Annotated in this window: 22 protein-coding genes and 1 pseudogene; 12 read left to right on the top strand and 11 right to left on the bottom strand. The window is 70.9% G+C overall.

The window, feature by feature from the left end:
• Positions 1-35 precede the first annotated feature (35 nt).
• Together ACFC8N_RS43990 and ACFC8N_RS43985 are read right to left on the bottom strand one after the other, a co-directional pair.
• Positions 36-341, bottom strand: coding sequence for a hypothetical protein (locus ACFC8N_RS43990; RefSeq protein ID WP_376295311.1), 306 nt, complete (start codon positions 339-341; stop codon positions 36-38).
• 85 nt (positions 342-426) lie between these two features.
• Entirely contained in the window at positions 427-609 is a 183-nt protein-coding gene (locus tag ACFC8N_RS43985; protein ID WP_376295309.1) for a hypothetical protein, read from the bottom strand.
• A 78-nt stretch (positions 610-687) separates the two neighbouring features.
• Between ACFC8N_RS43985 and ACFC8N_RS43980 the strand changes: the two genes are divergently transcribed.
• Entirely contained in the window at positions 688-1,089 is a 402-nt protein-coding gene (locus tag ACFC8N_RS43980) for a MerR family transcriptional regulator (RefSeq protein WP_362823472.1), read from the top strand.
• A gap of 74 nt (positions 1,090-1,163) precedes the next feature.
• Here the strand turns inward: ACFC8N_RS43980 and ACFC8N_RS43975 are convergent, their stop codons facing one another.
• Positions 1,164-2,027 carry an alpha/beta fold hydrolase gene (locus ACFC8N_RS43975; RefSeq protein WP_376295338.1) on the bottom strand — a complete coding sequence of 288 codons (864 nt, stop codon included), beginning with the start codon at positions 2,025-2,027 and terminating at the stop codon, positions 1,164-1,166.
• Between the two features lie 615 nt (positions 2,028-2,642).
• Here ACFC8N_RS43975 and ACFC8N_RS43970 point away from each other — a divergent pair.
• Positions 2,643-3,767, top strand: a complete 1,125-nt coding sequence (locus ACFC8N_RS43970; RefSeq protein WP_376295307.1) for an alpha/beta fold hydrolase — start codon at positions 2,643-2,645, stop codon at positions 3,765-3,767.
• 143 nt (positions 3,768-3,910) lie between these two features.
• A complete protein-coding gene (locus ACFC8N_RS43965; protein ID WP_376295305.1) occupies positions 3,911-4,369 on the top strand; it encodes a flavodoxin family protein in 459 nt (152 codons plus the stop codon).
• A gap of 55 nt (positions 4,370-4,424) precedes the next feature.
• On the opposite strand, the gene ACFC8N_RS43960 is transcribed toward ACFC8N_RS43965, so the two are convergent.
• The 6 genes and pseudogenes from ACFC8N_RS43960 to ACFC8N_RS43935 form a co-directional block, all read right to left on the bottom strand.
• Positions 4,425-4,649: a hypothetical protein gene (locus ACFC8N_RS43960; protein WP_362823470.1), complete on the bottom strand. Its 225-nt coding sequence runs from the start codon at positions 4,647-4,649 to the stop codon at positions 4,425-4,427.
• A 167-nt stretch (positions 4,650-4,816) separates the two neighbouring features.
• Positions 4,817-4,972, bottom strand: a pseudogene (locus ACFC8N_RS43955) (inositol monophosphatase family protein); the annotation flags it as partial.
• Positions 4,973-5,029: 57 nt separating this feature from the next.
• Positions 5,030-6,517 carry an NAD(P)/FAD-dependent oxidoreductase gene (locus ACFC8N_RS43950; protein WP_376295303.1) on the bottom strand — a complete coding sequence of 496 codons (1,488 nt, stop codon included), beginning with the start codon at positions 6,515-6,517 and terminating at the stop codon, positions 5,030-5,032.
• Positions 6,518-6,546: 29 nt separating this feature from the next.
• Positions 6,547-7,731 (bottom strand): MAB_1171c family putative transporter, encoded by a 1,185-nt coding sequence (locus tag ACFC8N_RS43945; RefSeq protein ID WP_356038849.1) that lies wholly within the window; start codon positions 7,729-7,731, stop codon positions 6,547-6,549.
• 64 nt (positions 7,732-7,795) lie between these two features.
• The gene (locus ACFC8N_RS43940; protein ID WP_356038846.1) at positions 7,796-8,977 is read right to left on the bottom strand and encodes an MAB_1171c family putative transporter; all 1,182 of its coding nucleotides are present in this window, start codon (positions 8,975-8,977) and stop codon (positions 7,796-7,798) included.
• Positions 8,974-9,474 carry a toxin gene (locus tag ACFC8N_RS43935; protein WP_362823489.1) on the bottom strand — a complete coding sequence of 167 codons (501 nt, stop codon included), beginning with the start codon at positions 9,472-9,474 and terminating at the stop codon, positions 8,974-8,976. The genes ACFC8N_RS43940 and ACFC8N_RS43935 overlap by 4 nt, the downstream gene beginning before the upstream one ends.
• 620 nt (positions 9,475-10,094) lie before the next feature.
• On the opposite strand from ACFC8N_RS43935, the gene ACFC8N_RS43930 reads away from it, so the two are divergent.
• Entirely contained in the window at positions 10,095-10,463 is a 369-nt protein-coding gene (locus tag ACFC8N_RS43930) for a hypothetical protein (protein ID WP_356038843.1), read from the top strand.
• Between the two features lie 355 nt (positions 10,464-10,818).
• Here the strand turns inward: ACFC8N_RS43930 and ACFC8N_RS43925 are convergent, their stop codons facing one another.
• Together ACFC8N_RS43925 and ACFC8N_RS43920 are read right to left on the bottom strand one after the other, a co-directional pair.
• Complete coding sequence (locus ACFC8N_RS43925; protein ID WP_356038840.1) at positions 10,819-11,586, bottom strand: dienelactone hydrolase family protein; 768 nt, start codon at positions 11,584-11,586, stop codon at positions 10,819-10,821.
• Between the two features lie 471 nt (positions 11,587-12,057).
• On the bottom strand, positions 12,058-12,825 hold the full coding sequence (locus ACFC8N_RS43920; RefSeq protein ID WP_376295301.1) for a GNAT family N-acetyltransferase: 768 nt from the start codon (positions 12,823-12,825) through the stop codon (positions 12,058-12,060).
• A gap of 565 nt (positions 12,826-13,390) precedes the next feature.
• On the opposite strand from ACFC8N_RS43920, the gene ACFC8N_RS43915 reads away from it, so the two are divergent.
• The 8 genes from ACFC8N_RS43915 (at position 13,391) to ACFC8N_RS43880 (ending at position 20,929) form a co-directional block, all read left to right on the top strand.
• On the top strand, positions 13,391-14,056 hold the full coding sequence (locus tag ACFC8N_RS43915) for a hypothetical protein (protein WP_376295300.1): 666 nt from the start codon (positions 13,391-13,393) through the stop codon (positions 14,054-14,056).
• A gap of 113 nt (positions 14,057-14,169) precedes the next feature.
• Positions 14,170-14,400 (top strand): e9imm peptide, encoded by a 231-nt coding sequence (locus ACFC8N_RS43910; protein WP_356038832.1) that lies wholly within the window; start codon positions 14,170-14,172, stop codon positions 14,398-14,400.
• Positions 14,401-15,161: 761 nt separating this feature from the next.
• Positions 15,162-15,827 (top strand): DUF4097 family beta strand repeat-containing protein, encoded by a 666-nt coding sequence (locus tag ACFC8N_RS43905; RefSeq protein ID WP_376295298.1) that lies wholly within the window; start codon positions 15,162-15,164, stop codon positions 15,825-15,827.
• 386 nt (positions 15,828-16,213) lie between these two features.
• Positions 16,214-16,699: a hypothetical protein gene (locus ACFC8N_RS43900; protein WP_376295296.1), complete on the top strand. Its 486-nt coding sequence runs from the start codon at positions 16,214-16,216 to the stop codon at positions 16,697-16,699.
• Between the two features lie 368 nt (positions 16,700-17,067).
• Complete coding sequence (locus tag ACFC8N_RS43895; protein WP_356034885.1) at positions 17,068-17,541, top strand: cobalamin-dependent protein; 474 nt, start codon at positions 17,068-17,070, stop codon at positions 17,539-17,541.
• Positions 17,538-18,851: a methylaspartate mutase gene (locus tag ACFC8N_RS43890; protein WP_376295295.1), complete on the top strand. Its 1,314-nt coding sequence runs from the start codon at positions 17,538-17,540 to the stop codon at positions 18,849-18,851. Before ACFC8N_RS43895 ends, ACFC8N_RS43890 begins: the two co-directional genes overlap by 4 nt.
• A gap of 5 nt (positions 18,852-18,856) precedes the next feature.
• The gene (locus ACFC8N_RS43885) at positions 18,857-19,789 is read left to right on the top strand and encodes a transporter substrate-binding domain-containing protein (RefSeq protein WP_376295293.1); all 933 of its coding nucleotides are present in this window, start codon (positions 18,857-18,859) and stop codon (positions 19,787-19,789) included.
• A gap of 171 nt (positions 19,790-19,960) precedes the next feature.
• Positions 19,961-20,929, top strand: a complete 969-nt coding sequence (locus tag ACFC8N_RS43880; RefSeq protein WP_376295292.1) for a DMT family transporter — start codon at positions 19,961-19,963, stop codon at positions 20,927-20,929.
• Positions 20,930-20,952 lie beyond the last annotated feature (23 nt).

The raw sequence follows: 20,952 nt of genomic DNA, 5'->3' as shown, positions 1-20,952 counted from the left end.
AGATGGGACCTTCCAGGAAGGGGTGGGTTCGGGGATCAGACGGCGGTGCCCACCGGGGCACTGCCGGTGTGCTGCGCGGTCCCGGTCCGGGGCAGAACCAGGTAGGTCAGGGCCAGGCCGCCGAGGCTGAGCACGGCCCCGGCCAGGCCGGTCCGGCGCAGGGCGCCGGCGGCGACGATGGCCCCGCCGGGGGCGGAGCCGGCGGCGGCGCCGAGGCTGAAGGCACCGACGTTGACCGCGACGGCCAGGGTCGGGGCGGAACCGGCGTGGCGCGGGATCAGGCCCTGCAGCGGGGCGATGGTGGCGGTGGCCGGCAGGCCCGGAACCAGGACCGCGACCACGGCGGTGGGCTGCCAGGCGGCGGCGAACGCGTGGCCACCAGCACGCCGGTCAAGCCGCCGAACACCAGCCGCGCGGTCAGCATGGTCACCGGGGCCCGCCGATCACCACGCCGAGCGCGTAGGCGGTCACCGCCTGCCCTGCAGTGCCCTGCGGCACCTGAAGATCCGCGCCGACCTCGGGCAGCATGCCCGCGACCAGGTATTCCGACGTACCGACAACGAAGACGCTCGCGCACAGGGCCGCGAGCGAGACAGAGTTCCCACGCATGCCGGGAAAGCTAGAGTCTCACATCGGTGTGAGAGTCAAGCGGCGTTGCCCGCCCCAGGCATCCATGAGGAGGATGACGTGCGGATCGGTGAGCTGTCCCGCAAGACCGGCGTACACGAACGGCTGCTGCGCTACTACGAGGAACAGGACCTGCTCCGGCCCGAGCGGCGGCCCAGCGGCTACCGCGAATACAGGGAGGCGGACGTGGACACCGTGCGCCGTATCCGCAGCCTGCTCGCGGCCGGCCTGAACACCGCCACCATCGCGACCATCCTGCCCTGCCTGCGCGACGACGGCGAGCGACTGGTGCCGACCTGCCCCGGCCTCCTCGCCGACCTGGCCAAAGAGCGCGAGCGGATCACCAGAGCCATCATCGATCTGCAGACCTCCCGCTCCGCACTCGACGACGTCATCGCCGCAGCCCCCGCCGACGTCGCCGAACGCGCGGCAAGCGGCGCACCAGCCGGCAGCACACGGTGAGGCACATGCCGACACCGGATCCGCCGCGGTGCCGACCGCCGGTGACGAGGCCGGCCGGCGAACTGGCCGAAGCCTTATGTGCCCACCGCGCCTTGCACGAATCGCTGAAGGTGCGCACGCACGGCGTCGGGCTGCTCCAACCAGGGTTCGTGCCCGGCGCCCTCGATCCGGGTCAGCCGAAGGCCGAGCCGGAGGGCGAGTGATGCGAGTGCTGACACGGGGCGGGGATCGTCGGTCCCTCCGAGGAGCTCCGTTCGCGCCGGCAGGCACGCGCGCAGCTCGGCCAGGTGCGCATCGAGCGGGTCCGCACGTCCTGCCCTGCCGAGTTCGCCGTTCATGGCCCAGTTGACGGGGCGACGCCGCCGGGCGCCCTGGGCGGCCCAGTGCCACCCGCGTTCCGGATCGGCGTGGTCGGTGAACCAGGCCAGCGTGAGCAGCTCGACTTCCTGCTCCTCCGTGCGGTCCGGCACCTGCTCCAGCGCACGGAGCCGCTCCTGCTGTGCTGCGGACATGCGCCGATCGCGCTCCGCCCGGTCCCCGGCGCGCCAGTCACCGACGAACGGCCCGCACATCAGCAGCATCGCGGCAACCCGGTCAGGGTGCGCCAGGCAGAACCGGCTCGCCAGGTCGGTGCCGTAGGAGTGCCCCACCAGCACGGCCCCGGGCACGGCCCATGCGTCGAGCAGCTCGGCGAGATCGTCGACATGCCGGGCGAGGCGATGACGCCCCCGCCACGGGGACCGGCCCGTGCCACGCTGGTCGTACCGGTACACGGGCGCGAGGTCCGCGACCATGGCGGCCACATCGCCCAGATAATCCGGCAGACCCGGACCGCCATGCAGCATGACCACGGGCAGCCTCCGGGCCGTCGTGTCCCCCAACGCTGTCCAGCACAACTGGGCCCCGTCGGCCATCGACGCGAAGCCCTGCGTCTCCATCAAGGTCACCGCGGAGAACCTACCGGCCCCACTGGAGCTCCGCCAAAGGTCGGTGATGTTCCTCGTCGGCCCGGTGACATCAAGTCGGTGGAGGGCTGCTCCCCGACAAGCACGCGGAATTCACGGCACCAGCGCACGACTTGCTCGTGGTCCTCTTCACCCGTGACGCGCCCCCGGCCCTGTGGGCGCGGCTGCGGTGGGGTGTGCGCGCCGAGACGGTGGAGATGCGTCCGCCAGAAGGGGACCGGCGCTGCCGCGAGGACACCGGAGGGGGAGCGGCCGAGGCCGGCCAGGTGAGCGGCGAGGGTGCCGGCCTGCTCGGCAGAGAGAGGGGTGACCCACAGGTGTCCGCGCGGCCTGCGACAGAAGATGGCGCGGACCTCGCCTCCTGACTCCCATCGGCCGAAGACGCCGGCTTCGGCACCGTGCGCGCCGGCCCCGCGTGTCCGCAGGCGGGCGCGGGCGGCGCGGGAGGAACAACGGCCGGCCGTACTCCCGGCGGGGTAGTCGCACGGCCTCTCCACGGCTGATGTGTCCGGTGATCGCCGCGGCGCATGCTGGCCCCTGTCACCACCACGAGGTGGTGCACGTCCATCGGACAGGGGGCGAACGATCATGCCCGAGCTGAGCAGGAGGCCGTTGCTGGCCGCGGCGCTGGGTGCAGCGGCCGTGGGGACGGTCGGGGCCGCCGCGCCGACGGGCCGAGGGACCGAGCGGCGGCCCGAGGGCACCGTGGAGCGCGGCACGGAGATCCGCCACCGGATCGTACGGACGAACGGCATCCACATGCATGTGGCGGAGGCGGGTCAGGGACCGGCCGTCCTCCTCCTGCACGGCTTTCCCGAACTCTGGTACTCCTGGCGGCATCAGCTGCCCGCCCTGACCGCGGCCGGATTCCGCGCCATCGCTCCCGACCTGCGGGGCTACGGCCGTACCGATGCCCCGGCGGACACCCGCGGCTACAGCCTGCGCAACAACCTGGCGGACCTGACCGGCCTGTGCGACGCGTTGGGCCTCGACTCCGCCGCCCTCGTCGGCCACGACCAGGGCGCCACGATCGCGTGGGCGGCGGCACAGCTGATGCCCCGACGATTCCCGGCGATGATCGCGCTGGGAGTGCCGTACCCGGCTCGCCCCCCGCTGCCCATCACGCAACTGATCCGCAGGAACAACCCGGGCAAGTTCAACGTCGTGCTGTACTTCCAGCAACCCGGCGTCGCAGAGGCCGAGTTGGACACCGACGCCGCCCGTACGCTGCGCATGACCATGTACGCCCTGTCCGGCCAGGCGCCCGCCGATCTGGTTCCGCGCTGGCTGCTCGACACGCCGGAGCCCTCCGGCTACCTCACCCCGCTCCCCGACCCGGGGTCCCCGTCCCACTGGTCCCCATGGCTCGGCGACGCCGAACTCGACCACTACGCGGACGAGTTCGAGCGCACGGGATTCGCCGGCGCGATCCGCCGTTACCGCACCTTCGACTTCGACTGGTCGGACCTGCCCGAGGTCGGCACGCTCCAGGTCCACCAGCCCACGCTGTACATCACGGGCGAGCTCGACTCCGCCTACCGGTTCAGCTCCCTGGACCCCATGCGTGCCCTCGTGCCCGGCCTGCGGGACATCATCAGGCTGCCCGGCTGCGGCCACTGGACCCAGCAGGAACGCGCCCGTGAGGTCAACGACCACATCGTGTCCTTCCTGCACTCCGCATGGCCGCTGCGCGGAGACGACGCCGGACACTGAGGCAGCGCCGGCCGCGGCCGCCGGACCGCGTCCGCACGGGGCTGTTCGTTCCGATGTCACACCTCCGGCCCCTGCCCTGTCTCTTCCATGAAAGGCGTGAGAACCGGACACGTGGACCGTGGGTGCACGGGAGGAGCAACAGCATGAGGTCCCTGATCATCTGTACGTCGGTGTCGCACGGCAACACCCGCAGGGTCGCCGACGTCATGGCCGAGGTGCTGGGAGCGAGGGTGGTCCGGCCGCAGGAGGCGGACCCGGCGGAGCTGTCGGCCTGTGACCTCGTCGGCTTCGGCTCCGGGATCTTCGCCCAGCGGTTCCACCCGGACCTGCTCCGCTTCGTCGCCGCCCTGCCGCCGCAGCGGGGGCGGGCGTTCGTGTTCGCGACCAGCGGCCTGCCCGAGCTGCGATTCCGCCCGCCTGCGCGGCCCCTGGTGGGCACGTTGCGGGCCAAGGGCTTCGAGGTGGCGGACACGTTCTCGTGCCGCGGCTTCGACACCTGGGCACCGTTCCGGCTGGTCGGGGGGATCCGCAAGGGGCGGCCGAACGGGGCGGACCTGGCGGCGGCGCGCGTTTTCGCCGAGGACCTGCAGAAGATCAGCTGACCCGGCCGGCGTCCACGATGTCCTGGCCGGATGCTCGTGGTGGTGCATGAGCGCGTCATGCGCCGGGCGGCACCCACACGTTCGGCCCGGCGCCGCGCCACTCCACCCAGTCCGCGCTCGCCACGTCCTCCGGCTCGACGTCCTCTGCCCCGGCCCGGCACAGGAATTCGGCGATGTCGTGCAACGTGTACGCCATGCCTACGAACCGGTTGCCGACGCGGACACGTCTGCCGCCGTCCTCGGCCGGCGGGTAGACGATGACGTGCGGCGTCTCGGTCACCTCTCCAGGGTGCGGTGTGGGCCGGGAGCGCGCATGCGGGACGCCGGAGCCGTTCGTGGGCCGGCGTGCAGGGTCTCGCCGCTGGTGGCACCGGCCGGGGAACGTTGACCAGTGATTCTCTGGCTGTCTCACGCTGCTGGCTCAGCCGCCCAGTCCTGCGAACGTGGTCAGCGTGCTTTCCCGAGCAGCTGCACGAACGCCGGATGCAGGTGGGGTGACGCGGCCAGGAAGCTGGGTGCGCCGATGTGCCAGGGGCGGCCCTCGGCGTCGGTGACCAGCGCACCGGCCTCGCGGGCGATCAGCGCGCCGGCCGCCAGGTCTGAGCAGGACGTTCGCTCTGCCGGAGCGGCTCTGCGGAGGGCGTCGGCAGAGCGGGGGTGTTACGCCGGGGGCTGGGGGCCCTGACCCGTCTGTCCTGTGCGGATGAGGCCGCTCAGGGTCTCGTGCTCGGCGGGCGTGAGCGGGGGACCGGACAATGAGGGCAACGCAGGGCCGGTCAGCGCGGCGAGCAGCGGGCCGGGCCGCATCAGCCGCAGCGCGCTGCTCCGCATGCTGGTCACGTCGAACAGCGCTGACGCGGCAGCGTACGAGCCCGTCGCCGACCGGGTCAGCCGACGCGTGTACTGCGCGGCCAGACGGTCCGCGGCGGTGGGCGCGCCTCCGATCACATGGGGGTACAGGACGTCGGAGCTGACGGCGAGCGTCCAGGCGGCGTCCACCGACGTGGCGACCTCACGCTGTACGCGGCGGGCCAGGCCCCGCGAACCCCAGCGTTGGCGTACGGTCCTCGCCAACGCCTGGGCGCCGAGGGCGGCGACGCTCATGCCCTGGCCGTAGAGCGGATTGAACGTGGCGAGCGCGTCGCCGAGTACCACCAGGTTCTCCGGCCAGACGGCCGCCCTTTCCAGGTAGCGCCGGGCGTTGCTCGTGCTGTGGCTCGTGAAGACGTCCGTGAGCGGCTCGGCGCCGGCGATGAGCCGGCCCACGATCGGGTGCGGCAGGTCGAGCGCGTACCGGAGGAACGCGTCCGGGTCCTTCGGCGGCTCGCCGCCCCGCGACCCGCCGAGGCTGACCATCCACCGGCGGCCCTCGATCGGCACGATCATGCCGCTGCGGGCCGGGCCTCCGGTGAAGGGGTTCGGCTGGATCATGGTCAGCGGCCAGCTCTCGGCACCCTCGGGGATGCGGTACAGACGGGTGGAGTTGACGAGCCCGGAGTCCAGGGTCCGCTCCGGGATGTCCGTGATCCCGAGGCCGCCGAGCCAGGTGGCGATGCGGGACCCGCGGCCACTGGCGTCCACCACGAAGTCGGCGTACAGATCGGCCTCGCCACCGTCGGCGGAGAGCCGGAGCCCGTACTCGGCGGTGAAGCCGGCGTCGAACGGGGTGTCCGGGGCGACGGTGGCGATGCGCACGCCGCGGACGCGCCCGGAATCACCGAGCAGGCCGACGGCCTTGGCCTGCCGGATCGCGATGTTGCCGAGGGACTTCAGCACCGCCGTGCGTATCGCCCAGTCCAGCAGGGCCCGGCTGCACGTGACGATGAGGGGATCCGCGTGACGCCACCGGTGGAACCATCCCCCTGACGTGAAGACGACCATGTCACGGCTCAGGGATATCTCGTGGGCGCCCGAGGCGATGAGGTGCTTGCGCATGTCCGTGCCGGGGATCAGCGTGTCCATGGCGTCCAGGCCGCCGGCCATCATGAGGTGCGCGTGCCTGCCCTGGGGCACTCCCCTGCGGTTCTCGGGCCCGTCCGGGAGGGCGTCGCGCTCCAGCACGACGACCTGGTCGACCACGCGTGAGAGAGCGGCCGCGGCCAGAATGCCGGCGGCTCCCGCGCCGATGACCACAGCAGTACGGGACATGGGACTCCTTGTGTCAGGGGTGGACGTCATCACCGCACCCGCGTGCGGGACCTGGGCTCGTGGACGGCGGGCAGTCGCCCCAGCGCCTCGGCGAGCTGTACGAGTTCCCTCGTGCCGGAGGCGGTGGTGGCGAGGAGACGGTAGCGGTCCGCCTCAACCGCCATGTCCTGCACGGGCACAGAGGAGTCGGCGGCACCTGCCTCCGCGGCGGCATCCACCACCATGGCGGCTTCGGAGACGGCGAGGGCCTCGGTGTGGGAGCTGCCGTGGTCGAGGGCGCGGACGTACACCGTCCTGCCCAGGTCCTGGTTGAAGGCGGGGACCAGGTGCAGCAGGGCGTCGTGGATGGCGAGTTCGAGCACCTGCAGCCGGTCCTTGGGCAGCCGCCACCGCGACGGTGCGGGCTTGGGCGCGGTGGACACGCCCTTCACCTGCTCCCACAGGGGCACCAGCGCGCGGTAGTCCCTCATGCTCCGCCACTGGTCACGCGTCGTCGGAAGGAGCCGCGGAATGACGAATCCGGCACTGGTGATCAGGGCACCGAGGGAAACGGCCGGCGGGGCCACGGTGGTGGAGAGCCAGTCGAGATCGTGCCCGCTCCAGCGGGCCGCGACAGCGACGAGTTTCGCGAGGACGAAGCCGACGGCGTCCAGTGTCAGGCCGACCATGATGAGCCGCAGCCCGGTCCGGAGCAGCCCGGTGACGGTGCGGGACCAGCGCAGGCTCAGCACGATCATGCTCACCGCGCACACCGCGTGCCCGACCAGGTAGAGAACGATCATCTCCCTGATGTACGGGGTGCGGGCGTAGTAGGTGTCGAGGTCCTGCAGCCGCTCGACCGGTGCACTGCCCAGCTGGTACAGGGTGATGACGGCGACGACCAGGACGCTGTAGGTGAGGACGATCCGGGTGACCATCACCCGGATCTGCTCCTGCGGGCCGCCGCGCCAGTGGATCAGCAGAATGAGCACCGAGGCGCTGTACGCGGAGATGAACGAATACGTCAGCGGAGCACCGAAGTTCGGGACACCCGTCATCTCGTTGACCCTGGCCAGCGTCGCGGGAGCCGAGCACGTGAAGCAGACGGCTCCGAGAGCGGCGGAGATGCAGGTCGACACCGTGAGCGGGTTGCGCCGGGACACCCGGGGCCCGGGAAGCAGCAGCAGAGCCGCGACGGCAAGGCCGGCTGCCGCGACGTACACAACGATGCTCATGCCTGAAGACTCCAATCAGGCCCGCGCGTGGGGGGAGAGAGGGGACGTACTGCCGAAGGAGGAATCAGGCACGGCTCTTCGCGACCGGGTCGCCGTGCGCCCGGAACGGCATCACCCGCTCGGACCCGGGCAGCGCGGCAGCGATCCGGACCAGGGTGTGCAGCTCCATGTGGCGCGGTTCCAGGACACCGGGCTGCCCGCTCCAGCCCAGGGCCGGCTGCCCGGCGCTCTCACCGCGGGCCGCGACCGCGATGGTCGTGGCCAGGGCGACGGCCTCCGCGGCCGTACGATCGCCCGAAGCGTCCAGCTCGCGCTCAAGTGTCTGCTCGTACACGTCCCGGTCGAAACAGTCCTGAAGGGCGGCGAGCCCGTTGGTGATGCTCGTCTGGCGCCAGGTCACCCACACCGACGGTGTCAGCGGCCGGTGCAGTCGCAGCGCCCGGCGCTTGAGGAAGTCCTTCAACAGCCGGTCCAGCGGGGCGAGCTGGCGGTACAGGCGCAGCTCGTGCCGCCAGCGCGTCACGTGGTGCCCGAGGAACGGCAGGAGGACGCCCACGACGGTCAGGAAGGCGCCGAGCCCGGCGAAGCCGGGGGAGAGCCGCGTCGAGAGGAAGTCCAGGTCGTGGCCGCTCCACAGGGCGATGACGGCGGTGAGCTTGGTGATGCTGAAGCCGGCGCCGATCAGCGTGCCGATGGCGAGCGTCAACAGGCTGGCACGCACCCATCCACGGACCGTGCGGCCCATGGCCCAACGCAGGGACCACAGACAGGTGATGGTGACGGCGATGAGGTGGGCCACGAGGTACAGCGAGATCATCGCGTCGATGTACGGGGTGCGGGCGTAGTAGGTGTCGAAGTCGGTCCGGCGCTCCACGGGGGTGGTGCCGAGCGCGAAGAGCACACCGATCGCGGTGACGACGACGGCGTAGCCGGTGATCCAACGACGGGCAGTGCGTCGCCCGCCGGTGCCGTTGCGCCAGTAGACCACGAGTACCAGGCAGGACGCCCCGTAGGCCGTGATGGCCGCGTAGGTCAGGGGAGCAGCCAGGTTCGGGATCCCGCTGATCCGGTTGATGGCACCCACGGCGGGCGGGGAGCCGAACAGGAAGCACAGGCTTGCCAGGGCCAGCAGTGCGGTGATGGTGCGAAGGAACGGGTCACTCCTGTGACCGACGAGGTCCCGGAGCTTGAGGCCGAGTCCGAGCCACAGCACGCCGCAGCTCACGAAGTTGATCAGGGCGGTCATGGCCTGGTCCCCCGGTAGTTCAACGCGGCGCCGATGCGGCCGGCCAGGTTGTCGACGCCGCCCTGGGCCGCGTACACGGAGTCCGGCGCCGCCTGCAGCCACGGCCGCAGACGCTGGACGATCAGCAGACCGAACGTTTCAGCCTCTTTCTCCGCAGCCTCGACGAAGTCGGTGCGGGTCGCGGCGGCCAGCGCGGACGGGTCGATCGCCTCGTCCTTGTGCATGTGCCACACCTCGTGCCCGAAGATGACGAGCTTGTGCCAGGCTGCCGCGTGCTCCTCGATGATGATGTGGTCGGCGACGGTGCCGTCCTGGTCGGCCCGCTCCATCCACATGCCCGTCGCGCGCAGCACCGCGGGAAAGGCTTTCTGATGCACCTGGACCCGGCGGCCACGCCACTGGCTGACGGACGTGATGAGCGCGTCCAGCAGCTCGTTGGGGTCGGCCGGGACCGGAACGCGGACGGGGTCGATCAACGCGCTCGCCAGCCGGCGCATCTCCCTGTTCGTCCGCGCCTTTCCGACCAAGGCGTTCACCAGCCGGTGCCTCTCTCCGTCAGTGCGCACACTTCTCCCCGCGGGTCTCATGGACGTCTGCCGTCGGGAGGAACCGCGGACGAGCCGGCAGCTGCACCAAGCACGGCCTGGTGGTCATGCATGACCTCAATATGCCAAGGGCGCCGACGTTCGGGCCACCACCCTGGGCTTCGCGTGCCCCGGGCGAAAACGGGTGTACCGCCGTAAAGGGATTCCAGCGGTCAGATCGACTGGCTGAAAGTGATGCCCGACGACATGACGGGCCGTGATGTCCATGGCCCCGGCGGCCATGAACCACCCAACTCCTCCAGGGCGTGGCGCCTTTCGCCCGGCCTGCGCCGCGTCTCCCGATCGACGGGATCGTCCGGGAGGGCCTGCCCGCAGCCCTCCTCTTCAGGGCGTACCAAATTTTTGCGCGAGCCAGAGCCCCGCCCGTCCGGGCCCATACAGGCCGAAAATCCGATGGTGCTCGATTTCCGAATGCTGACAGTGTGACCCCGCCCGGCCCCGGGCACCGCCTGACGGCCCCACGCACCATCGGTCGGCCACCAGCCGGGCCGACTCCGAAAGGGAACCGCCTCATGCTGTCCGGTCGTACATACCTGCGATCCGCCATCGCCGTTCTCGGCGTAGGTGCCGTGCTCGCCCTGTCCACGTCCACGCCCGCTTTCGCTGCCAACGAGGGTGATCACTGGATCCGAACGGCGAACTGCGTCGCCGATCAGGAGATTCAACTGAAGTTTGTCAACGGCGCCTGGCACGACGAGCAGGAGCTCAACCCGACCGTTGCTCCCCCTGGGTGCTTCTTCGTTCTGACGGACAACGGCAAGGAGATCTTCCGCAGCCAAGGCGGCGGCTCCGGCTGGATTTACGACGGCCCGGACGACTACATCTGTGCCACCGTCCTTGACGCTGGGGCCCAGTCCGGAGTCTCTGGCATCTGCAACTGAACGCCCAGCACGAGGTTGACAGCGATCCGGTCGCCGCGCGGGTCCGATCCTGGCACCGCGTGGCAAAGGACGGCGCAGAGGTACGACCCGAGCGCGCGGCAACCGAAGCGCGTTCCCGCTCCCGAGCTCGGTCACCGGTTCGATCGTCACGCCGCCCCGCCTTCCTGGAAGTGCCGCAGTAAATGCGTACTCCTCGCCCCGGCGGCCGGAATGGCCCGCCGCAGGTCGCGGTGATCACGGCAGGGGCTCTCTCGCGGTAGATCCGGCATTTACTGCGGCAGTTGCGAACGCGTTTCCGCGGTCGAGCGTCCGCCTGAATGCGGTTCAGCTGTGCGGACTTGAGGGGAGGGGACTGTCAGTGCCCGGCGCCGGCATGCTTACCTGGGTCACGCCCCGGATCCTCCGTCACGGGCAGGCACTCGGCGAGCAGGTCGACGACGTCCCGCCAGGCTCGCCGCGCGTGCCGTGGGTGGTAGCCGACGCCGGGGACCGAGGGGTGGCCGACCGGCGGGTGGTGGAAGGCGTGCAAGGCGCCGCCGTAGACCGCGAGGCGCCAGTCGACGCCCGCGGCCTGCATCTCAGCGGTGAACGCGTTCCGTTGCGCGGGCGGCATGATCGGGTCTTCCGACCCGACCCCGGCCCACACCGGGCAGCGAATGCGCGCCGCCTCGCCCGGTCGGCCCGTGGTCAGTGCGTTGACTGTCCCGATCGCACGCAGGTTGACGCCGCCGCGCCCGAGTTCCAGCCCGACGGCGCCACCGGTGCCATAGCCGACGGCGGCGATCCGGTCGGGGTCGGTCCGCGGTTCGGTGCGCAACACGTCGAGCGCCGCATGGCCGATGCCCCGCATCCGGTCGGGATCAGCGAGCAGCGGCAGGCAACGGGCCAGCATCTCCTCGGGGTCGCCCAAATAGCGCCCGCCGTGAAGGTCGAAGGCCAGCGCTATATATCCCAGTTCGGCGAGAGCATCGGCCCGGCGGCGCTCGACGTCGCTGAGCCCCATGCCCTCCGGTCCGAGCAGTACCGCGGGCCGGCGGTCGACACCGGCCGGGAGCGCGAGGTGCCCGATCATCGTCAAACCGTCGGCCGGATACTCGACCGTACGCGTCGTAATCGTCGTCATGAGACTGGACTGTAGTGATCGTCGAGCCCGGTCCAGCTGGTGTTCTGCCGCTCGCAGAACAGCGCGGGTATCCAGCGTCAGGCCAGTGGCATCGGCGGTGATGTCCAGTCCGGCGACGGTTCCCGGCGGCGCGGCGGCACGGACGTCGGCCTCGATGTCGGCGGGGTGCGTTCGACGAGGTTCCAGCGGCCGATGTGGCTCTCAAACCCCGTCCCCACGCCAGCGCTATCGGATCACCTGCCCAGGCCACGGTGTTGGAGGCTGACCCTCGCAGCAGGATTCCGGGGTACACCGGCCCGCTCCTGTGAAGGGCGTCACCAGCTGGTTCACCTCACGGTTCAGGCGGCCTGGCCGAGGCCTGCGGGGGTCAGGTCCTGCTCGCGCAGCGGGGTGAAGTCGACGTCGTCGGCGATGAGATGTCGGGGCCCGAGGCGGCGGTGTGTGGCTGCCGCCCCGAGCGGGTCTGTGCGGTCAGGGCCGCTGCTTCGGGGGCATCGAGAGGTAGAGACGGGTGCCCTGCGGCCGGTAGCCGACGCGTTCGTAGACGCGGCGGGAGCCCTCGCCCGAGTACTCCAACCACACCGATCCGGTTCCTTGGGCGAACATCGCTCCGGTCAGCGCGGCGGTCACCGCGGCGGCGATACCGCGGCCGCGGTGGGCTGGGCGGGTTCCGACGCCGGACAGTTCGGCGGTGTCCTCGGCCGGCGGAGAGCAGGACGCTCCACCGGCGCAGCCGCCTTGCGGATCGCGGACGAAGCGCACCGCCCCGCCGCCTTGCTGGGTGCGCCGCAGCCGGGCGGCACCCTGCGCGGAGGAGGCGAAGACTCCGCCGAATGCCTCCGCGAGCGCGGCGTCGAGCGCGGCGTACTCCTCGTCGGTGGCCGGGGTCTCCACGCGCGGTGCGTCAGCGGAGTGAGGGGGCGTCAGTGTGCTCGGGGTGCAGACGAGGTATTCGTGCACCGCCTCGGTGCCGAAGCCCGCCGCCCGAAGCGCCGGCGCCACGCCGGGTGCGGCCTCTGGTGCGAACTCCAGCCGCGGCAGCAGGCCACGTTCCCGGAAGACGCTGATCAGGGCCGCCACGTCGCGCTCGGTTGGCTCGGCACCGGGCAGCGGGGTGGCGTAGTTCAGGTACGGGCTGTCGGTGTCGGGGTTGAAGCCCGCGACGAAGCCGCCGGTCTCGACAGCTACGGGGCGGCGGCGGAGGTTGGCGACGGCAAAGCTCTGGACTTGGCTGTCCATGGTGGGTGGTGACCTCACGAAGTCTCAGGTGAGCCCGGGGTGAGTTCGGGCAGGGGAGAGTGGCGGTGCGCCTGGCACCGCATCGTGGGGCCGCCGTTCGGGACGGGCGTGGCAGGTTGAGGCCGCTGACCGCTGGGGAGCGGTCTGCTCAGTGCCGACGGCGGCCGCTGGTGGACGCCGAGATCATTGGCTGTCGTTCCTCACCGTGATGGGCCTGCACATGCGCAGGGCGCGGCCATGTTTCCACGGTGGGCGAGAGCGGACAAGCGGCTTTCGCCGTAGTTCCGGTCGCTGTCGTGAGAGGTTGTCCGTGTCTGCGGTGGCACTTCGGCCGGTGTTGTCGCTACTGGAGCTACCACGCCGCTCGCGAGCACTCGGCTTCGTCGACGCCCGGCCACACCCGGCACCGGCCCCCTTGACCCCAAGCCCGTCGCTGTTCCGAGTCGGCGGGCGCTCTTCCCAGCCCGTACCCGCGCAGCATCTCCTCCGAGCGCTCGCGGTGCCGGGCGGCGAACGCCTCCAGCTGCTCGCCGCCCGCGACATGCCGACTTCTACGATGATCCGCATGCCGACACCCGTACATGCCCTCGTCCAGCGCCCGTTGACCACCGAAGCCGTCGCGGAGCTCCTCGCGCTGCCGGACGTGTCCCCCGTGCCCGAGGACGTCGACGCCGTCGAGGAGGAACTACGGCGGCGCGGGTGGGAATGGGAGCACTTGGTCTGCGACTCCTTCCGCACCGGGCACGGACACGTGCTGTGCAGTGAGTACGAAAGCCCGTTCGGAGAGCCGGACGCACGCGCCTTCCTCGTCTTCGGCGAGATCTATCCCGTCGACCCCCACGACGAGGACATGCGGAACGAGGAGTGGCTCAACGGCTATGTCGAGGGCTGGCAGGAACTGCCCGGCTGGACGTGCCGCAGACCGTCCACCGACCAGGACTGCGAGGCCGTGCTCGCGCAGGCGGCACGGGCGGTGACCGAGCACCTGGGCACGGCCCCGGAGCGGACGTTCGTGTCCGCGGCAGTGGCCGCCGGTCCGGCGCTGACCCACCGCATCTGGCGCACCGCCACACACGCCCTGATCCTCGGGCCGGCGGAGGACAACGGCCCCTACGGCTACCTCACCCACCTGCGGCTGTCCTGCAGCCCGCTCGGCAGCGGACCCGACCTGCCGCCCGTCGGCGACGAGGACGCCCTGGTCTCATGGATCACGGCACACGCCGACTGGTGAGCCACATCCTCAGGACTGCTTCCAGGACCGCTTCGCCGCCGTAAGGATTGCCTCCGCCAGGAGCTGTCCGGGCGATCAGGCGTCCCGCTGGGGTGACGCGATGGGGGGACTCGATGAGTGCTGTGGAGATGAGTCGCGCGGAGGCGGTCGCGCTCGTGCGGCGGATCATGCAAGCGGACTACACCTCGGACGACGAGGTGGACGGCTGGCTGGACAGGCTCGACAGAGCCCTGGCATGCCCGTCCGGTCGGGTCAGCGATTTGATCTTCTGGCCGCCGGAGCGGGAGCTCTCTGCTGATGAAGTGGTCGATCAGGCCCTGGCGTATCGGCCCATCGCTTTGTGAGGTCGGTGCTCAACTCCGAAGCCGGATCAGCAGACCCGCCCGCCCGGCGGTCGGATGGCGTGCCATGAGCACAGGGCAGACGCATCGCCGTGTACCGGCTGGGTGATGACGTGGTCGTACGGCTGCCGCTCGTGGCGGGCGGGGCCAACGGCGTGTCGGTGGAGCGGACGTGGCTGCCCGGGGTGCGCCGCAGGCCCACCGCAGGGGACCGATGGCCTCGCTCGACGCGGAGACCCGGGCGGCGTTCGAGGAGCTGCGCGGAAGCCTTCGCCGTTCTCGCTGACCTCGGCCTATCGGCCGCCCCTTGGGCAGCTCCTGCCCCGCCGACGAACTGGGCGGCGGCGAGCGCGAGCAGCTGCTCGGCAACCTCGACGCGGTCGTGCGCGAGCCTTGGTGACGTCGGCTCAGGACGTCGCGGAGCGGGTCGTCGTGCTCCTGGGCCGGGGCGGCGACGTCCGTATCGTGCCGGGCGGGGACGGGGCTGAAGGGGCTGAGGCTCGCATCGTGCACGACGCGGATCGGGCGAGGGTTCGGTCACGCAGTGGCCCGCCGTGCTCTGCTGACGCCCCTTCATAGTGTTCACCTTCAGATCATTGCAACGAATGGGGGGTGAGGAGAGTTGCGTTAACCTTCGACCCGTTGCAACGATTTCATGTCATCTGCCTGCAACTTTGGGAATTGAGCGCAATGATTCTGTTGCTGGATTCGTGAATGCAACGTAGCGTTTCTGTCATCGGAAACGACGAGCCAAGGAGTGCACGATGCAGAAGTTCGACACCCCCGCCCCGGTCTCCGCCGTCCTGGAGATCCCCGCCGGACGCGTCCGGTTCATCGCCTCGGACCGCGCCGACACCACCGTCGAGGTCCTGCCCGCCGACCCCTCCAAGAGGCGCGACGTCCAGGCCGCCGAGCAGACCACCGTCGACTGCGCCGACGGCGTCCTGCGGATCCGCACCTGCGAGCCCAGGAACCAGCTTTTCGGCCCCTCCGGCTCTGTCGAGGTCACCGTCCAGCTGCCCGCCGGTTCCCGCATCGAGGCCAGGACCGCCGGCGCCGAACTCCGGACCGCCGGCCGCCTCGGCGACGTCGCCTTCGAAGGCGCGTACCGTCAGATCGAGATCGACGAGGCCGCGAGCGTGCGCCTCATCGCGGTCGACGGCGACGTCGAGATCGGCCGGCTGGGCGGCCCCGCGGAGATCAGCACCGCGAGGGGCGACATCCGGATCACCGAGGCCATGGGCGGCACGGTCGTGCTCAGCACGCAGTCCGGCGACATCACGGTCGGCGCGGCCGCCGGCGTCTCGGCCTCCCTGGACGCCGACACCGGCCACGGCCGCATCAGCAACGCCCTGAAGAACGACGGCAGCGCCGATCTCGACATCCGTGCCACCACCTCCAACGGCGACATCGCCGCCCGCAGCCTCTGACCCGCTTCCACCACAGCGCCACCCTGGGCGGTACAGGTCCAGCACCCAGGCGGCCTGCAGCGGTGCGAACGAGGCGGGACGGCCGCAGCGTTGACGGTCTTTGCGCCCGGGCAGGCCCGCCAGGCCGCCCGGGCGACCCGGCCACGCCGACGGCGCACGGTGTCCGGCCAGCGGGATATGCAGCGCTTCATCGACTACCTGTGACCCTCGTCTCCTCGCCCACGCCGAGCTGCGGAAGGCCACCCCTGGCGTCTGCGCACGCGACTTCGGCACCTCAGCCTGCTCAGCCGGCTCCAGGAGGCCAAGGAACAGGGGTGGCTCGGCGAGGGACCCCGAGCAGCGGAACGAGGATGCGAGGCAGCAGTCCTGAGCGCTACAACGAGGGGATGACCGTCTTCCTCTGTTCCAAGTGCGGCGCCGCGATCACGCCGGAGCTGGCAGAGCTGGCCGCCGTCCCTGACGTCTCCGACGACGACCGAGACCGGGACAAGGAGACACGCCGGGCGCCTTCCACCGTCCCACGGGGCCACTACGTGATCGATCCCGAGCCCTGGGGACCTCCCTACGTCGTGCAGGACGATCAAGAGGACCCGAAGCCGGCTCAGTCCCGCGGACCTGTGGTCTGCCGCGCACAAGGCTTCGTCATCTCGGCCGGTACGCGACACACAGTGCTGGTGCATCCCGACGACGCCGCCGATATCCGGCCCCTGCCCCATGGGGAGAACAGCAACGGGTGCTGCGGACCGAGAGGCGGCGAGGGGCTCAACCGCGCCTGCCCCTGCGGCGCTCCCCTCGCGACCCTCGCGGCCGACTGCTTCGGGCCCTACGAACTGCACCTCGACCCCGTCCGGACCTACGCGTTCTCCCGGTGAGACCGCGAAGCGCGCGTGGATGATGCCAGTTCGGACCGGTCGGCCCCGGCTCTCGTCCTGTGGGGGAGAGCTCGGCGAACAAGCCGGCCGTGTCCGGCAGCGCCTTGCTCCCCGTGGTCCCGCGCCACCACCCGGCGCGCGCCCGGCCCCTGGCACGCCCATGTCCGCCCGGTCCGCCCATGTCCGCCCGGATCCACCCGGGTCCGCCCGGGTCCGGTGTGCGTTCCCCCTTTTCCCCCCGCGTATCGACAGCCTTGATGCGGGCATCGATTTCGTTCCTCAGCAGGTCGTGGACCTGGCGTCGCCTGACCTCGTAGCTTTCTGGGCGTCAGCTTCTTTGAAGTTTCTCCGACCTGTGGACGGGAGTAATGGACGAGATATCCCCGGCGCTTTCCAGCCGTTTCGTCGTCACCAGCGTGTCGTCGGACGCGCATATGTGGAACCTCGTTTTCCTGCAGTTGTTGCTGGAGGAACGAGGAGGGGAGGTGACCAACCTCGGTGCGTGCGTACCGGACGATGTGATCCTCGCCGAGTGCCGTGAACGCCGCCCCGACGTCCTGGTCGTGAGCACTGTCAACGGCCACGGTCACCTCGACGGGCTCCGGCTCATCGAGCAGATCCGCAGCGATCCCGAACTGGCCGGTCTGCGCGTGGTCATCGGTGGAAAACTCGGTATCCGCGGATCCGAGAACGCACGGTTCGGTGCCGAACTCGTGGCCGCTGGATTCGACGCCGCATTCGAGGCGGAGGCCGGGATGGCCGAATTTGACGCCTTTCTCGGTACGTTGGAAGAACGTCCCGCACGTGAACTCGCGATGGCGGGACAGGGGGGTTTGGCATGAAGGCCGTGCAGCCGGCCGGCGTTCCGGCCGTCGCCCCGGCCTTCGGCCGTTTCTCCCGCTTTGTCAGGCGCAGCCGCGAGGAGGGGCGGCTGGTGGTGCAGCCGCGCATGGGGTTCGCCGACACGGCGACGATGCGCCGGGGTCTTGAGGCCGTACGGGCCGTGCGCGCTGCGTCCGTCGGGACGGTCACCGTCGACAGCTACACCCGGGTCAACGACCACGCCTCCGCCCGACGGGCGCTGGAACGGGGGGACGACCTCAACGGATATCCGGTCGTGGCCCATGGCGAGGAGGAGACCCGGCGGCTGCTGGCAGGCGTGGCCGACGACGACTTCCCCGTCCAGTTCCGGCACGGTTCCGCCCTGCCGCGGGACCTGTTCGGCACGCTGGCCCGCGTCGGCGCGGACGCCACCGAGGGCGGTCCGGTGTCGTACTGCCTGCCGTACAGCCGGGTACCGCTGCCGCAGGCCACGGCGGCCTGGGCCGAGTGCTGCCGGATCCTGGCGGACCGGCCGGAGCCGATGCACCTGGAGAGCTTCGGCGGCTGCATGCTCGGTCAGCTGTGCCCGCCGAGCCTGCTGATCGCGCTGAGCGTGCTGGAGGGGATGTTCTTCCGCGAGCACGGCATGCGGAGCATCTCGGTCAGCTATGCGCAACAGACCAGTCCGCAGCAGGACTTGGAGGCACTGGCCGCGCTGCGCCGGCTGGCGGCGCAGTGGCTGGGCGACGACGTCGACTGGCACGTGGTGCTCTACACGTACATGGGTGTCTTCCCGAGAACACCGGTGGGCGCCTACCGGATGCTGGAGGACAGTGTCCGCCTCGCGGTGCGCAGCGGCACCGAGCGGCTGATCGTGAAGACCGCGGTGGAGGCGTACCGGATCCCGACCATCGAGGAGAACGTGGACGCCCTGGAGTTCGCCGCCGCGGTGGAGGCCGACGAGCGGCGCCGGGCGCCGGGCGCGGGACCGGTTCAGCAGACCGGCATCTACGAGGAGGCGCTGCGGCTGATCACGTCGACGCTGCGCTTCGGGGACGACGTCGGATCGGCGCTGGTGGGCGCCTTCGCCCACGGGCACCTGGACGTGCCGTACTGCCTGCACCAGGACAACGCCAATCGCTCGCGGGCCGCCATCGACCCGAGGGGCACCCTGCGCTGGTCCCATCCGGGTGCGATGCCCGTGGCCGCCTCGGGCGGCCACGGCACCGCCGAGGTGACCGCGCGTTCGCTGATCGACATGCTGGGCTACAACGAGCGCCGGTTCGACCGCGAGGAGCTGGTCGGCGCGGCGGTGAGGGGGATGCTGTGACGACCATGGTGTACAGGACCGCCACGACGCTGGATGCCGTGCGCGCGCGAGGCGTCGTACGGGCGGTGGTCAGCCAGGGAATTCGGGGCCTGTCCCTGCCGGACGGACACGGCGGGTGGAGCGGGCTCGACACGGACGTCGCCCGCGCGGTGGCCGCGGCGGCGCTCGGCGACGGCGGTGCCGTGGAGTGGCTGCCGACGGACCCGGGGGAGCGGCTGACCCGGCTCACCTCGGGCGCGGCGGACCTCACCACCTGCAACCTGTCGTGGACGCTCGGGCGCGAGGCCCGTGAACCCGTCCTGTTCGCCGGCGTCACCTGCTACGACGGGGAAGGCTTCCTCGTCCGGACGGCGGACCGGATATCCGGCCCGGAACAGCTCGCCGGCCAACGGCTCGCCACCCAGGCGGGCACCACGACCGCGGGCAACCTGGCGGCCTGGTTCGGCGCGCGCGGCCTTGAGGTCGAGCCCGTCGCCTACGCCACCCCTGCCGAGGCGCTGGCCGGTTACGCGGACGGTACGTGCGCCGCCTACGTCCTGGACCGCATCGCCCTCGCGGGCGCGCGGGCCACGCTGCCCCGCCCGGCGGACCACGTCGTGCTGGAGACCGCCATCTCCCGTGAGCCCATGGCCCTCGCCGTCCGGGACGACGACCCGGCCTGGTTCCGGGTGTGCCGGTGGGTGCTGCAGTTCCTCGTCGGCGCGGAGGACGCCGTACGGGAGGGCGGATCGGCGCGGGCTGCCGCGGACCTCGCCGGCCGGCACGGACCTGCGCTCGGCCTGGACGAGACGTGGGCCCACCGGATCCTAGATGCCGTCGGCACCTACGGCGATGTCTACGAGCGCAACCTCGGACCGTCCTCCGGCCTGGACGTCGGCCGCGGCGCGAATGCCCTGTGGACCGACGGCGGGCTTCACTACCCGCTGCCGCTGAACTGACGTTCCGCCTGGTCACGTGGGCTCATCGACAGCCTTGATGCGGGCATCGATTTCGTTCCCCAACAGCCCGTGGACCGGCCCCCGCCGGAGCTCGTAGCTTCGTTGCATCAGCTCGGATTTCTCCCCCCCCCGACTTCCCCTCGGACCTTCCCCCCAGAGCAGGAGTATGACATGAGCACATCAGAAGCGCCTTCGCGTCAGGAGACGCGCGGCGCGGTCGAACTCACGGCGGCCATGCTGCTGTCCGGCACCATCGGCGTCTTCGTCGTCCAGTCCGGTGCCTCGCCGTTCAACGTGGTCTTCTTCCGGTGCGTGTTCGGCACCCTCTTCCTCGGCCTGTACTGCCTGGTTCGCGGCTTCTTCAAGAACCACGGCTTCACCCCGAAGAAGCTGGGCCTGGCCGCGCTCGGCGGTGTGTTCATCGTCTTCAACTGGGCGTTCCTGTTCGAGGCCTACGGCAAGACGTCCATCTCGGTGGCCACGGTCGTCTACCACACACAACCGTTCTTCGTGGTGCTGCTCGGGGCCCTGCTGTTCAAGGACCGCATCACCGCGCACAAGGCGGGCTGGCTGCTCGTCGCCTTCCTCGGGCTCGTCCTCGTCGCGGGCATCTCGACGTCCGACCTCTCAGGCGGCACCGCCTACCTGACCGGTCTCGGCTACGCCCTGCTCGCCGCCCTCTTCTACGGCCTGTCCACGATCATCACCAAGCGCGTGACCGGGGTGAGGCCCCACCTGGTCGCCCTGGTCCAGGTGACGCTGGGCATCCCGCTGCTGCTGCCCTTCACCCAGCTCGGCCAGAGCGCGCACTTCGGCAGCGGCTGGGCCTGGCTCGCCGGCCTCGGCTTCATCCACACCGGCGTCATGTACGTGCTGATGTACTCCGCGTACCAGAAGCTGCCCACCTCCAAGATCGCCGTCCTGGCCTTCGTCTACCCGGCCGCCGCCATGGTCTGCGACTGGGCCGTCTACGGACACCACGTCACCTGGACCCAGGCGCTGGGCATCCCGCTCATCGTGGCCGCCTCCCTGGGCATCAACCTCGGCTGGCGCCCCCGCCTGCGCCCCGCCGCCGCTGCGGCTGCCCCGGCCGCCTCCGCACAGCCGGTCGCCGCATCCGGCAAGCGCACCACCGCCTGAGCACCGCCAACGCCCACCGTCCG

Origin of the sequence: Streptomyces sp. NPDC055966 (assembly GCF_042269865.1) — a bacterium.
Taxonomy (GTDB): domain Bacteria; phylum Actinomycetota; class Actinomycetes; order Streptomycetales; family Streptomycetaceae; genus Streptomyces.
This window is presented reverse-complemented; position numbering and strand designations above follow the sequence as displayed.

Coding starts and splice junctions, on each gene's coding strand:
- ACFC8N_RS43905 (WP_376295298.1), top strand. CDS start 15,162: ATGCAGAAGTTCGACACCCCCGCCCCGGTCTCCGCCGTCCTGGAGATC.
- ACFC8N_RS43885 (WP_376295293.1), top strand. CDS start 18,857: ATGGTGTACAGGACCGCCACGACGCTGGATGCCGTGCGCGCGCGAGGC.
- ACFC8N_RS43890 (WP_376295295.1), top strand. CDS start 17,538: ATGAAGGCCGTGCAGCCGGCCGGCGTTCCGGCCGTCGCCCCGGCCTTC.
- ACFC8N_RS43920 (WP_376295301.1), bottom strand. CDS start 12,825: ATGGACAGCCAAGTCCAGAGCTTTGCCGTCGCCAACCTCCGCCGCCGC.
- ACFC8N_RS43985 (WP_376295309.1), bottom strand. CDS start 609: ATGCGTGGGAACTCTGTCTCGCTCGCGGCCCTGTGCGCGAGCGTCTTC.
- ACFC8N_RS43970 (WP_376295307.1), top strand. CDS start 2,643: ATGCCCGAGCTGAGCAGGAGGCCGTTGCTGGCCGCGGCGCTGGGTGCA.
- ACFC8N_RS43910 (WP_356038832.1), top strand. CDS start 14,170: ATGAGTGCTGTGGAGATGAGTCGCGCGGAGGCGGTCGCGCTCGTGCGG.
- ACFC8N_RS43975 (WP_376295338.1), bottom strand. CDS start 2,027: ATGGAGACGCAGGGCTTCGCGTCGATGGCCGACGGGGCCCAGTTGTGC.
- ACFC8N_RS43950 (WP_376295303.1), bottom strand. CDS start 6,517: ATGTCCCGTACTGCTGTGGTCATCGGCGCGGGAGCCGCCGGCATTCTG.
- ACFC8N_RS43930 (WP_356038843.1), top strand. CDS start 10,095: ATGCTGTCCGGTCGTACATACCTGCGATCCGCCATCGCCGTTCTCGGC.
- ACFC8N_RS43895 (WP_356034885.1), top strand. CDS start 17,068: ATGGACGAGATATCCCCGGCGCTTTCCAGCCGTTTCGTCGTCACCAGC.
- ACFC8N_RS43945 (WP_356038849.1), bottom strand. CDS start 7,731: ATGAGCATCGTTGTGTACGTCGCGGCAGCCGGCCTTGCCGTCGCGGCT.
- ACFC8N_RS43940 (WP_356038846.1), bottom strand. CDS start 8,977: ATGACCGCCCTGATCAACTTCGTGAGCTGCGGCGTGCTGTGGCTCGGA.
- ACFC8N_RS43900 (WP_376295296.1), top strand. CDS start 16,214: ATGACCGTCTTCCTCTGTTCCAAGTGCGGCGCCGCGATCACGCCGGAG.
- ACFC8N_RS43935 (WP_362823489.1), bottom strand. CDS start 9,474: ATGCGCCGGCTGGCGAGCGCGTTGATCGACCCCGTCCGCGTTCCGGTC.
- ACFC8N_RS43925 (WP_356038840.1), bottom strand. CDS start 11,586: ATGACGACGATTACGACGCGTACGGTCGAGTATCCGGCCGACGGTTTG.
- ACFC8N_RS43915 (WP_376295300.1), top strand. CDS start 13,391: ATGCCGACACCCGTACATGCCCTCGTCCAGCGCCCGTTGACCACCGAA.
- ACFC8N_RS43965 (WP_376295305.1), top strand. CDS start 3,911: ATGAGGTCCCTGATCATCTGTACGTCGGTGTCGCACGGCAACACCCGC.
- ACFC8N_RS43880 (WP_376295292.1), top strand. CDS start 19,961: ATGAGCACATCAGAAGCGCCTTCGCGTCAGGAGACGCGCGGCGCGGTC.